Source organism: Streptomyces sp. NPDC104106, assembly GCF_055584345.1.
In genome coordinates, this window is the sequence record NZ_JBVJMF010000006.1 from 165,243 (window position 1) to 177,579 (window position 12,337).

Genomic DNA, 12,337 nt, shown 5'->3' on the forward strand with positions numbered 1-12,337 from the left:
ACGCACGCCCTCAAGGGTGCCTCAGGCGACGGAGGGTCCGCCATGGGTCTGCGGACATCGGTCAGGAGTCCACCGCGGCGCCCAGGTCCTGGGTGCCGATCACCGAGAGCAGTTCCAGCTGGGCGGCTCCCGCGGTGCCGGGCGGGGCGCTGAACCACAGCAGCCGCTGCCGGCCGTCCTCGCTGAAGAGGTTGTGGCAGTCCAACTCGATGACGCCGAGCGTGGGATGGACGATCCGCTTGTGGTCGGTGCGGCGCAGGGCCACCTCCCGCCGCTCCCACAGTTCGGCGAACTCCGCGCTGTGCCGGCGCAGCGCGGACACCATCCTCGTCACGTCGGTGTCCTGCGCGCGCCGGGCGGCCACGGCCTGGAGGTCTGCGGTGAAGACGCGCGAGTGGTGCGGGTGGTCCTCGGCGGGGTAGAGGCGGCGGGCGGCGGGGTCGGTGAACCAGCGGTGGACGAAACTGCGCTCGGGGCCGCGCCCGGCCGGCATCGCGCCGAGCAGTGCCACGGCGAGCGCGTTCTGCGCGAGCGGCTCGTGCAGATCGGTGATGACCTGGGCGGGGGTCGTGCCGAGCCGGTCGAGCAGGCCCAGCAGGGCGGGCTGGGCGAGGGTGCTGGGGCCGCTCGCGGCGGGCGGCAGCGGGCGCTCGGCGAGGTGGAAGAGGTGGTCGCGTTCGTCGCCGCTCAGCCGCAGGGCGCGGGCGAGGGCGGCCAGGACCTGGGCGGAGGGCTGGGCGCCCCGGCCGCGCTCCAGCTCCGTGTAGTAGTCGGCCGACAGTCCGGCCAGTTGCGCGACCTCCTCGCGGCGCAGGCCCGGAACCCGGCGGCGGGGTCCCGCGGGCAGGCCGGCGTCGGCGGGGCGGACCCGGTCGCGCCGGGACTTGAGGAAGGCGGCCAGCTCTGCGTGGTTCACGCGGTCCATGGTCGCGCCTCGGCACGCCCGTATCCAGGGGTTGCCGACCCCAGGGTGAGCCGAGCCGTGGCTGCCCGGGCCGCGGCGGCCGAGGGTGGAGCCACCCGGCGGGGCCGCTCGCCCCGCGGCACCGGACGTCACACCACACAGCAAGGGAAGTTCCCATGCCCACCGAAGCGACCACCCCCTCGACCGCCACCGCCCCGACGGCCACCGCCCCGGCGGGCGCCGTCTCGTCGGCCGGCCCGTCGGCGCCCCGGGTCGCGATCGTCACCGGGGGCTCGCGCGGCATCGGCCGGGCGACGGTGGCCCGGCTCGCCGCCGACGGCCATGCCGTGGTGGTCGGTTACGCGCGCAACCGCGATCCGGCCGAGGCCGCTGTCGAGGAGATCACCGCGGCGGGCGGCCGTGCGGTCGCCGTCCGCGCCGATGTCGCCGACGAGCAGCAGGTCGCCGCGCTGTTCGAGACCGCCACCGCGGAGTTCGGCGGGATCGACGTCGTGGTCCACGCGGCGGGCCGGATGTACCTCGCGCCCGTAGCGGACACGGATCTCACGGAGTTGGACGCGATGCACCGCACGAACGTCCGCGGCACGTTCACCGTCGCCCGGGAGGCGGCCCGCAGGCTGCGCCGGGGCGGGGCGTTCATCGCCTTCTCCAGCTCCGTGGTGGGCCTGGCCTTCCCCTCCTACGGCGGCTACAGCGCGAGCAAGGGCGCGGTGGAGGCGCTGACCCTGGTCCTGGCCCGCGAACTGCGCGGCCGGGACGTCACCGCGAACACCGTCGCCCCGGGCCCCACGGCCACCGACCTGTTCCTGGACGGCAAGGACGAGGAGAGCATCGCCCGGCTCGCCGCGCAGTCCCCGCTGGAGCGCCTCGGCACGCCCGTCGACATCGCCGAGGCCGTCGCCTTCCTCGCCTCGCCCGCCGGCCACTGGATCAACGGCCAGGTGGTGCGCGCCAACGGCGGCATCGTCTGACGTCCCCGACACACCGTCCACCGACATCCCACCCCCCGAGGAGAGCAACCATGCCGTTCGCGAATTTCAAGGTCCCCGCCGGAAGCCTGGACGACAAGCAGAAGGAGCTGATCGTCACCCGCACCACCGAGCTGTACGCCGAGATCTACGGCGAGCGGGCCCGCGCCGCCACCTTGGTGCTGGTGGAGGAGGTGACCGACGGCGGCTGGGGCATCGGCGGCGGGGTCCTGACCCTGGCGATGCTGCAGGAGCCGTCCGACAGGCCGCCCACCTCTTGACATGAACCTGTGACAACCCTGAGTCTTCGTGCGTGAAAGTGCTCGATTGAAGCTCATTTCAATCGCTTACGAGCATCCGAGCAAGAACAGTCAGTCCGCAGTGCTGCGAGAGGAGCTGTTCCGCGTGCAAAGACCGCGACGATCGCGCCATCGGGTGCCCTGGCCGGCCTGGGTGCCGCTGGGGCTGGCGGGCGCCCTGGCGGCGACCGTGCTCGGCGGCCCGGCACCCGCCCGGGCCGCCGCCACCGCCTCCGGCGCCGTGCTCGACCCCGCCCACCGCAGTGTCAGCTGGCAGAGCCCGGTCTACGCCAAGGGCACCGGCGGCGGCACCGAGAGCTGCCCGGCCGCCGGCACCGACCCCGGCGACACGGTCTGCGACCGCTTCGACCTGACCGTCTCGGTGCCGGCGGGCTACTGGGACGACAACCCCGAGGGCGGTGTCCCGCTGTCGATCCGGTGGGACCGGCCCTCCGACGACTTCGACCTGTACGTCTACGACGACCAGGGCAAGCAGGTGGCGTCCAGCGCGGGCACCGCCGACCCCGAGGCCACGGTGATCCCGCGGGCGTCGGGGACGTACCACGTGCTGGTCGTGCCGTACGACGTGCACGCCGCCTCCTTCACGGGCACCGCGTACCTGCCCGCGACCACGGACGCCGGCGACCTCACGTCCTTCTCGGGCGACGACGGCGGCTACACCGTGCGGGCCGGGCAGCTGACGGCGCGGGCCGACTTCCTGGCGGGCGGAGAGCTCCGGCTCCGGGCCGATCCGTCCGGATCGCTGAGCGATCCCGCCGGCACGGCGATCGTGCGCGAGGAGCCCGCCCCGGAGCGGCGCACGTCGTCGTTCGACGCGGGCGACTACTACGGCGTGCGCTCTCCGCAGGCCGTGCTGCGCGTGTACAAGAAGCCGCTGCGCTTCGGCCTGTACCGGCCCGACAACCGCACCCGGATCTGGCAGGAGGACAAGCCGCTGCGCTGGTCGACCGGCGGGATGCGGCAGAGCCTGGCGCGGGGCGCGGACGAGCAGTTCTTCGGCGGCGGTGAGCAGAACGGCAGCTTCTCGCACCGCGGACAGACGATGTACGTGGCCAACAGCTTCGACTGGAACGAGGGCGGCTACAACAACTCCCAGCCGTTCTACCTCTCCAGCGCGGGCTACGGCGCCTTCCGCAACACCTTCGCGCCCGGCGTCTACACCTTCGGGCAGCCGGTCACCACCGGCCAGCAGGAGCGGCGCCTGGACGCCTACTACTTCCTCGGTGACGCGAGGCAAGTGATCGGAAAGTACACGGCGTTGGTCGGCAGGCCGTTCATGCCTCCGGTGTACGGCCTGGAGCCGGGCGACTCCGACTGCTATCTGCACAACGCCAACCGGGGCGAGCGGCACACCCTGGACGCGCTGAAGGTCGCCGACGGCTACACCGCGCACCGCATGCCGCTCGGCTGGATGCTGGTCAACGACGGCTACGGCTGCGGCTACGAGAACCTGGAGCAGACGGCGAAGGGCCTCCAGGACCACCACGCCCAGCTCGGCCTGTGGACCCAGGACGGCATCGGCAAGCTCGCCGACCAGGTCAAGGCCGGCCAGCGGGTGGCCAAGCTGGACGTGGCCTGGGTCGGCAACGGCTACGCGTTCGCCCTCGACGCCTGCGACGCGGCCAAGAAGGGGATCGAGGACAACAGCGACGCGCGCGGGTTCGTGTGGCTGCCGGTGTCCTGGGCCGGCGCCCAGCGCTGCGGGGTGCTGTGGAGCGGCGACCAGAAGCTGTCCTGGGACTACATCCGCTGGCAGATCCCGACCTACGCGGGGGCGACGATGTCCGGCATCGCCTACGACACCGGCGACGTGGGCAGCATCTACCGCCACGACGCGAAGATGTACACCCGCGACCTGCAGTGGAAGGCGTTCCTGCCGGCCGTCATGACGATGGACGGCTGGGCGACGGACCTCACGACCAAGAAGCCCGCCGATCAGCAGCCGTGGCTCGACGGCGAACCGTATACCTCCATCAACCGCACCTACCTCCAGCTGAAGGAACGGCTGCTGCCGTACATGTACACCCTGTCCGCCGAGGCGGCGCGGACCGGGGTGGGCGCGGTGCGCCCCCTGTGGCTGGAGTTCCCGGACGACCCCCGCACACTGTCGGAGCAGGCGAGGTACGAGTTCCTGTCCGGGCCCGACTTCCTCGTCGCCCCGGTGTACCAGGACTCCGACACCCGCGACGGCATCTATCTGCCGAAGGGCACGTGGACCGACTACCGGACGGGCCGCACCTACCGGGGGCCGACCACGGTCAACGGCTACCACGCCCCGCTCGACACGCTGCCGCTGTTCGTGCGCGAGGGCGCCATCGTCCCCATGTGGCCCGCAGGCACCACGAGTTGGCAGACCCGGGACCGCCACGAGCTGGACTGGGACCTGTACCCCGCGGCCCGCGGCACCAGCCGCTACACGCTGTACGAGGACGACGGGACGACCCGCGACTTCGCCAAGGGCGCCCGTGCCACGCAGCGGGTCCGCCTGCACACGGGCGGCGGCGGGACGACCGTCTCGGTGGGGCCGAGCAGGGGCGCGTACGCGGGCAAGGTGGACGCCCGGACCTACCGGCTGACCCTGCACGGCACCTCCGCGCCCGCGCGAGTCCTGCTCGACGGCCGCCAACTGCCCGCCTCGTCCTGGACGTTCGACCCCGGCGCGCACGTCACGACGCTCACCACGCCGAGTCTGCCGCTCGACCGCGGGTTCACCGTGCGCCTGGTCGACGACAGGTAAAGGAATCGCATGGTCTAGTCCAAAGAGCCGTGCTGGTCTAGTCCAACTCATTGACGTGACCGCAACAGCTCCCGGAGGGTGGGGCTCCCCGCATCGGGGACCTCCCCACCCCCACCCTCTGGAGGCACGCAGTGAGACGTCTTCGGGCATGTCTCGGCGCGGCGGCGGCCGTCACGCTCGCCGCCGCCGGCACCACCGCACTGGTCGCGGGCAGCGCCTCGGGCGCGACGACCGCGCTGAGCAACCGCTGGTACGCCGCGGCCCCCTATCTGATGCCGCTGGACAACAACCCGCCGGACCCGTCCGCCATCATGGACGCGACCGGACTGAAGGCCTTCCAGTTGGCGTTCGTCCTCGCACCCGACGGCGGCGGCTGCTCACCGACCTGGGGCGGCACCGCACCCGTCTCCTCCGACACGGCCGTGCAGTCGATGATCAACACCATCCGCGCCAAGGGCGGTGACGTGTCCGTCTCGATCGGCGGCTACGGCGGTACGAAGCTCGGCCAGGCCTGCGCGGACCCGGCCGCCACGGCGGCGGCGTACCAGCAGGTCGTCACCAAGTACGGGCTGCACGCCATCGACTTCGACCTGGAGGAGCCGGAGTACGAGAACAGCGCGGCCATCCACAACGAGATCGGCGCCGCGAAGATCCTCCAGCAGGACAACCCGGGGCTGTACGTGTCCGTGACGACGGCGGGCACCGCCGACGGCACCGGCTGGTTCGGCAAGCAGATGCTCCTGGAGGCCAAGTCCCAGGGCTTCACCCCGAACAACTTCTCCATCATGCCGTTCGACGGCGGCTTCAGCGGGGCGGCGAGCCAGACGGCCGCGCTGACCAACTTCAACTCGATCCTGCAGTCGACCTTCGGCTGGGACCAGGCGACCGCGTACGCCCACGAGGGCTTCTCCGGCATGAACGGCCGCAGCGACACCGGCGAGTACTTCACCCAGGCGGACTTCCAGACCGTGCTGGACTACGCCACGAGCCACAACATGGACCGCTTCACGTTCTGGTCCCTGAACCGCGACCGGCAGTGCTCCCCGCCCGACAACGGCGGCCGCACGTCCGGGACGTGCTCCAGCGTGGCGCAGAACGACTGGGACTTCGCGAAGTACTCCGTGCAGTTCGCCGGTGTCACCCCACCGACCACTACGCCCACCCCGACTCCGACCCCGACCCCCACCTCCTGCAAGACCGCGTGGAGTGCGACGTCGGTGTACACGGCGGGTGACGAGGTGTCGTACGGCAACCACAACTGGAAGGCCAAGTGGTGGACCCAGAACGAGGTGCCGGGCGCCTCGCAGTGGGGTCCGTGGGCCGACGAGGGCGCCTGCTGAACCTCTTGACGTGTTTGGTTCAGACCTCTAGCTTCACGGGGCACCGGCGACCAGATACGCGATCGTCGTTCATCATACTGAACGCCGATCGCGTTCCGGTCCGATGAAGGGACCCCCATGACCCGATCCCGGCTCCTCGCGGTGCCGACCACCGCGGGCCTCGCCCTCGCCCTCCTCCTGCTCGGCGGCCCCGGTGCGACCGCCGCCGATCCGCACGTCGCCCCCGGCGGCAACTTCGACCTGTCCGCCTGGGAACTCCAGGAGCCCGTCGGCTCCCCCGGCCACCCGACCACCATCCCCTCGTCCCGGCTCCAGGGCGCGAACGGCTACCAGGACGCGTACTTCTACACAGACACCCGCGACGGCGCGATGACGTTCTGGGCACCGGAGAAGGGCGTCACCACCCCCAACTCCCGGTACGCGCGCTCCGAGTTGCGCGAGACGAACCGCGACGGCAGCCCCGCCGACTGGCCGTTGTCCGGCTCGCACCGGATGAGCGCGACCCTGCGCGTGGTGTCCGTGACGAAGAACGTGTGCGTGGGCCAGATCCACCTCGGCAGCGGCGGCTCCTCCACCAAGCCGCTGCTGGAGCTGTACTACCGGGCAGACGGCGACATCGTGCTCGGCACCGAGAACTCGCCGTCCGGCGGCCAGACCCCGCACCCCGTCGGACATGTTGCGATCGGGAAGACCTGGAGCTACACCATCGCGGTCTCCGGCGGCGACACGATCGGTCTGACGGTCGACGGCAGCACCACCCACTACGCCGTCCCGTCGTCGTTCCAGCAGTACAAGCAGTACTTCAAGGCCGGTTCCTACAACCAGTCCTCCTCGGACAGCACCACCGCCGGCGCCCGGGTCGCCTTCTACGGCCTGACCGTCAGGCACGGCTGACAGGCGGCCCGACCTGCGCGACTGGTGCAAACGGCCGTACGGTCGTAGCGTCGAGTGGACACGGTCGGACACAGCACGACGGTGGGAGCGGCCATGCGCGGATCAGTGGTGGGAACGGCGGTGACCCTGACGGCAGGTGCCCTGCTGGCAGCGGCGATGACGACGGCGTCGGCCAGTCCGCCGACCGCGGCGGCACCGTCGACGCCGCGTGCGCGACAACCCGTGCTCGTCGACTGCTTCTTCCACCGCAACGTCCGCCCGGACGACTTCATCCTGGCCTGCGGCGACGGCAACAGCCGGCTGACCGGACTGCACTGGAGCGCGTGGGGTCCGGACGGGGCGAGGGCCGTCGGCGTGAACATGGTCAACGACTGCAAGCCGTACTGCGCGGCCGGGACCTTCCGCGCGTACCCGGTCGTCATCCGGCTCAGCGGCGAGAAGATGTGGAAGAAGCACCCGCACTTCGAGCGCTACGCCAACATCAGCCTGAGCTACACCGGCGCCCGGCCGGACACCTTCAAGCAGGTCATGAACTATCCGCTCTGGGACTGACCCGGCGGGCCCCACGCCCGGGTGACGGCCGGCACACCGGCCGTCACCCGGGCGCGCCGCGTACGGCGGCGGGTGCTGAGCCGCGCGGGCGATCCCGCGGCCCCGCTCCCGCCCGGGCCGGCCGGCGCCGCCGCATGGTGGTGTGACCCCGCACACCGGCGCCCGCGCGCCGTCCCGAGAGAGGTCACATGCCCCTACTCCCCCGCCATGCCGGTGCCGCCACGGCCCTGCTCGCGCTCGGCCTGATCGCGGCGGCGCCCCCCACCGGCAGCGAGCCCGTCGTCACCGACGCCCGCATCGCCCACCACTTCGGCCTGGCCTCCGGGCAGACGCCCGAGAACATCGCGCTGGAACGCGACGGCTCCGCCGACCTGACCCTCGCCCTCGCCCGGCAGATCGCGCATGTGACGCCCGACGGACAGACGCACATCCGCGCGACCCTCCCCGCCGTCCCCCAGCCCGCCACCCCGCTCGTGCACCACGCCGTCGTGACCGGCATCGCCCGCGCCCACGACGGCACGCTGTACGTCAACTACGCGACGGGCACCGGCAGGACCGGCATCTGGCGGCTCGCCCCCGGCGAGGCACCCGAGCAGATCGCCCGGCTGCCGAAGAACGGCTACCCCAACGGCCTGGCCCTCGACGAGCGGCGCAAGGTGCTGTACGCGGCCGACTCGGTGCTCGGCACCGTCTGGCGTGTCCCGCAGGAGGGCGGCCCGGCCACGGCGTGGGCCCGGCAGACGCCGCTGAAGCCGCTGACCACGTCGTCCGCCGGCGGCATCGGCGCCAACGGCCTCAAGGTGCACCGCGGCGCCGTCTGGGTGTCCAACACCGACCGCGGCACGCTGCTGCGCATCCCGGTCGGTCCGGACGGCTCCGCCGGTCCGGCCGAGACCCTGGCGAGCGGGCTGGACGGCATCGGCGGCTTCGACTTCCCCGGCGCCGGCCGCACGGTGGTGGCCGCGCTGAACAAGGCCAACGAGGTCGTGCTCGTGCACCGTGACGGCACGCACACGGTCGCCCTCACCCAGCGGGAGGGACTGTCCAACCCGGCCTCCGTGGCCGTACTGGGCCGCACCGTCTACGTACCGAACAACGCGTACTACACCCGCAAGGACCCGAACCTGCTGCTCGCCCGGCTCCGGGAGCCGCTCGGCCGGCTGTAGCCGCGCGGGCGGGGCGTGCGCCGCGGCCGGGTCCCGGCCACGGCGCACGGGTGGTTCAGGCCAGCTCGGCGAGCAGGTCGCCGCCCTCCACCTGCTGGATGCGGTTGATGGCCAGCCGGGAGACCCGGCCCGCCTTCGGGGCGGTGATGGTGGCCTCCATCTTCATGGCCTCGATGGTGGCGACGGTGGCACCGGCGGCGACCTCGTCGCCCTCGGCCACCGCGAGGGTCACCACACCGGCGAACGGCGCCGCCACATGGCCCGGGTTGGCGCGGTCGGCCTTCTCGGTGACCGGCACGTCCGAGGCGGCCGCCCGGTCGCGGACCGGGATCGGACGCAACTGGCCGTTGAGCGAGGACATCACCGTGCGCATCCCGCGCTCGTCGGCCTCGCCGACCGCCTGCAGCTCGATGAGCAGCCGGACGCCGGGCTCCAGGTCGACGGCGTACTCCTTGCCCGGCCGCAGGCCGTAGAAGAACGCCTTGCTGTCCAGCACGCTGGTGTCGCCGAAGGCCTGCCGGTGGGCGTCGAACTCCCGCGTCGGACCCGGGAACAGCAGCCGGTTGAGCGTCGCCCGGGTGTCCTTCGCCAGGCCCTCGCGGTCCTCGGCGGACAGTTCGGGAGCGGGCTTGGGCGCGCCGCGGCCCTTGAGCGCCTTCGTGCGGAACGGCTCGGGCCAGCCGCCGGGCGGGGTGCCCAGCTCACCGCGCAGGAAGCCGATGACCGAGTCGGGGATGTCGAACCGGTCGGGCGTCTCCTCGAACGCCTCCGGTGAGACCCCGGCGCCCACCAGGTGCAGGGCCAGGTCGCCGACCACCTTGGACGACGGGGTGACCTTCACCAGGCGGCCGAGGATGCGGTCGGCGGCGGCGTACATCGCCTCGATGTCCTCGAAGCGGTCGCCGAGACCGAGGGCGACGGCTTGGGTGCGCAGGTTGGACAGCTGGCCGCCGGGGATCTCGTGGTGGTAGACGCGGCCGGTCGGGGAGGCGAGTCCCGCCTCGAACGGGGCGTAGATCCTGCGCACGCCCTCCCAGTACGGCTCCAGGTCGCCGACCGCCTGCAGGTCCAGGCCGGTGGGGCGCTCGGAGTGGTCGGTGGCGGCGACCAGGGCCGACAGCGACGGCTGGGAGGTGGTCCCGGCCATGGAGGCCACGGCACCGTCCACGGCGTCGGCGCCGGCCTGGATCGCCGCGAGGTAGGTGGCGAGCTGGCCGCCGGCCGTGTCGTGGGTGTGCAGGTGCACGGGCAGGTCGAACTCGCGGCGCAGCGCGGAGACGAGCTTGGCGGCGGCCGGGGCACGCAGCAGGCCGGCCATGTCCTTGACCGCGAGGACGTGCGCGCCCGCCTCGACGATCTGCTCGGCCAGGCGCAGGTAGTAGTCGAGGGTGTAGAGCCGCTCGCCCGGGTCGTTGAGGTCGGCCGTGTAGCACAGGGCGACCTCGGCGATCGCGGTGCCGGTCTCGCGGACGGCGTCGATGGCGGGCCGCATCTGGCCGACGTCGTTCAGGGCGTCGAAGATGCGGAAGATGTCGATGCCGGTGGCGGCGGCCTCCTGCACGAAGGCGTCGGTCACCTCGGTCGGGTACGGGGTGTAGCCGACGGTGTTGCGGCCGCGCAGCAGCATCTGCAGGCAGATGTTGGGCACGGCCTCGCGCAGCGCGGCCAGCCGCTCCCACGGGTCCTCGGCGAGGAAGCGCAGCGCCACGTCGTACGTCGCGCCGCCCCAGCACTCCAGGGACAGCAGCTGCGGCAGGGTGCGGGCGACGACCGGGGCGACCGCGAGGAGGTCCTTGGTGCGCACCCGGGTGGCGAGCAGGGACTGGTGGGCGTCGCGGAAGGTGGTGTCGGTGACGCCGATGGTCGGCGATTCGCGCAGCCGGCGGGCGAAGCCCTCTGGGCCGAGGTCGGCCAGCAGCTGGCGGGAGCCGGCCGGTGGCTCGCCGGCCGGGAGCGCGGGCAGCTTGGTGACCGGGTCGAGCAGGTCGGGGCGCTCGCCGTGCGGCTTGTTGACCGTCACGTCGGCGAGATAGGTGAGCAGCTTCGTGCCGCGGTCGGCCGAGGTGCGGGCTGTGAGCAGATGCGGGCGCTGCTCGATGAACGAGGTGGTGACCCGGCCCGCCTGGAAGTCGGGGTCGTCGAGGACGGCCTGGAGGAAGGGAATGTTGGTGGCGACACCCCGGATGCGGAACTCGGCGACGGCGCGCCGCGCGCGCCCCACGGCGGCCGGGAAGTCCCGGCCCCGGCAGGTGAGCTTGACCAGCATCGAGTCGAAGTGCGCGCTGATCTCCGTACCGGCGTGGGTGGTGCCGCCGTCCAGCCGGATGCCGGAGCCGCCCGGGGAACGGTAGGCGCTGATCCGGCCGGTGTCCGGGCGGAAGCCGTTGGCCGGGTCCTCGGTGGTGATACGGCACTGCAGGGCGGCGCCGCGCAGGGTGATGGTGTCCTGGGCGAGGCCGAGGTCGGCGAGGGTCTCGCCGGCGGCGATGCGCAGCTGGGCCTGGACCAGGTCGACGTCGGTGACCTCCTCGGTCACCGTGTGCTCGACCTGGATGCGCGGGTTCATCTCGATGAAGACGTGGTTGCCGGCGGGGTCGAGCAGGAACTCCACGGTGCCCGCGTTGCGGTAGCCGATCTCCCGGGCGAAGCGGACGGCGTCGGCGCAGATCCGCTCCCGCAGCTCCGGGTCGAGGTTGGGCGCGGGCGCCAGCTCGATGACCTTCTGGTGGCGGCGCTGGAGGGAGCAGTCGCGCTCGTACAGGTGGATGACGTCGCCCTGGCCGTCGGCGAGGATCTGCACCTCGATGTGGCGCGGGTCCACGACGGCCTTCTCCAGGAAGACGGTCGGGTCGCCGAAGGCGGAGGCGGCCTCACGGGAGGCGGCCTCGATCGACTCGCGCAGCTGAGCGGGCTCCTCCACCCGCCGCATACCGCGCCCGCCGCCGCCCGCGACCGCCTTGACGAAGACGGGGAAGCCGATCTCCTCGGCTGCGCGCACCAGTTCGTCCACGTCGGTGGAGGGCTGCGAGGAGCCGAGCACGGGTACGCCGGCGGCGCGGGCCGCGGCGACCGCGCGGGCCTTGTTGCCGGTCAGCTCCAGGATCGCCGCGCTGGGCCCGACGAAGGTGATGCCCGCCTCCTCGCAGGCGCGGGCCAGCTCGGGGTTCTCGGACAGGAAGCCGTACCCGGGGTAGACGGCGTCGGCGCCCGCCCGGCGGGCGGCCGCCACGATCTCCTCGACGGAGAGGTAGGCCCGCACCGGATGTCCCGGCTGCCCGATCTCGTACGCCTCGTCGGCCTTCAGCCGGTGCAACGAGTTGCGGTCCTCGTGCGGGAACACGGCGACGGTGCGCGCGCCGAGTTCATAGCCCGCCCGGAACGCGCGGATCGCGATCTCTCCACGGTTGGCGACCAGCACCTTGCGGAACATCCTGG

General features: G+C 72.5%; 9 protein-coding genes. 7 read left to right on the forward strand and 2 right to left on the reverse strand.

The window, feature by feature from the left end; all coding sequences use genetic code 11:
- Positions 1–61: 61 nt before the first annotated feature.
- The gene (locus ACZ60X_RS16605; RefSeq protein WP_469598756.1) at positions 62–916 is read right to left on the reverse strand and encodes a helix-turn-helix transcriptional regulator; all 855 of its coding nucleotides are present in this window, start codon (positions 914–916) and stop codon (positions 62–64) included.
- Between the two features lie 164 nt (positions 917–1,080).
- On the opposite strand from ACZ60X_RS16605, the gene ACZ60X_RS16610 reads away from it, so the two are divergent.
- From ACZ60X_RS16610 to ACZ60X_RS16640, 7 genes are all read left to right on the forward strand, one after another.
- Complete coding sequence (locus tag ACZ60X_RS16610) at positions 1,081–1,896, forward strand: SDR family oxidoreductase (protein ID WP_469598758.1); 816 nt, start codon at positions 1,081–1,083, stop codon at positions 1,894–1,896.
- Positions 1,897–1,946: 50 nt separating this feature from the next.
- Positions 1,947–2,174 carry a tautomerase family protein gene (locus ACZ60X_RS16615; protein WP_469598760.1) on the forward strand — a complete coding sequence of 76 codons (228 nt, stop codon included), beginning with the start codon at positions 1,947–1,949 and terminating at the stop codon, positions 2,172–2,174.
- A 604-nt stretch (positions 2,175–2,778) separates the two neighbouring features.
- Positions 2,779–4,950 (forward strand): glycoside hydrolase family 31 protein, encoded by a 2,172-nt coding sequence (locus tag ACZ60X_RS16620; protein ID WP_469599224.1) that lies wholly within the window; start codon positions 2,779–2,781, stop codon positions 4,948–4,950.
- Between the two features lie 131 nt (positions 4,951–5,081).
- Positions 5,082–6,290: a carbohydrate-binding protein gene (locus ACZ60X_RS16625; protein ID WP_469598762.1), complete on the forward strand. Its 1,209-nt coding sequence runs from the start codon at positions 5,082–5,084 to the stop codon at positions 6,288–6,290.
- 117 nt (positions 6,291–6,407) lie between these two features.
- Complete coding sequence (locus ACZ60X_RS16630) at positions 6,408–7,184, forward strand: polysaccharide lyase family 7 protein (RefSeq protein WP_469598764.1); 777 nt, start codon at positions 6,408–6,410, stop codon at positions 7,182–7,184.
- Between the two features lie 93 nt (positions 7,185–7,277).
- Positions 7,278–7,736 carry a hypothetical protein gene (locus tag ACZ60X_RS16635; protein ID WP_469598765.1) on the forward strand — a complete coding sequence of 153 codons (459 nt, stop codon included), beginning with the start codon at positions 7,278–7,280 and terminating at the stop codon, positions 7,734–7,736.
- A 188-nt stretch (positions 7,737–7,924) separates the two neighbouring features.
- On the forward strand, positions 7,925–8,902 hold the full coding sequence (locus ACZ60X_RS16640) for a hypothetical protein (protein ID WP_469598766.1): 978 nt from the start codon (positions 7,925–7,927) through the stop codon (positions 8,900–8,902).
- A gap of 55 nt (positions 8,903–8,957) precedes the next feature.
- On the opposite strand, the gene ACZ60X_RS16645 is transcribed toward ACZ60X_RS16640, so the two are convergent.
- The gene (locus ACZ60X_RS16645) at positions 8,958–12,332 is read right to left on the reverse strand and encodes a pyruvate carboxylase (protein WP_469598767.1); all 3,375 of its coding nucleotides are present in this window, start codon (positions 12,330–12,332) and stop codon (positions 8,958–8,960) included.
- Positions 12,333–12,337: the final 5 nt, after the last annotated feature.

Excerpts from the sequence above, each read along its gene's own strand:
- ACZ60X_RS16610 (WP_469598758.1), top strand. The coding sequence starts at position 1,081 with ATGCCCACCGAAGCGACCACCCCCTCGACCGCCACCGCCCCGACGGCC.
- ACZ60X_RS16615 (WP_469598760.1), top strand. The coding sequence starts at position 1,947 with ATGCCGTTCGCGAATTTCAAGGTCCCCGCCGGAAGCCTGGACGACAAG.
- ACZ60X_RS16630 (WP_469598764.1), top strand. The coding sequence starts at position 6,408 with ATGACCCGATCCCGGCTCCTCGCGGTGCCGACCACCGCGGGCCTCGCC.
- ACZ60X_RS16635 (WP_469598765.1), top strand. The coding sequence starts at position 7,278 with ATGCGCGGATCAGTGGTGGGAACGGCGGTGACCCTGACGGCAGGTGCC.
- ACZ60X_RS16640 (WP_469598766.1), top strand. The coding sequence starts at position 7,925 with ATGCCCCTACTCCCCCGCCATGCCGGTGCCGCCACGGCCCTGCTCGCG.
- ACZ60X_RS16645 (WP_469598767.1), bottom strand. The coding sequence starts at position 12,332 with ATGTTCCGCAAGGTGCTGGTCGCCAACCGTGGAGAGATCGCGATCCGC.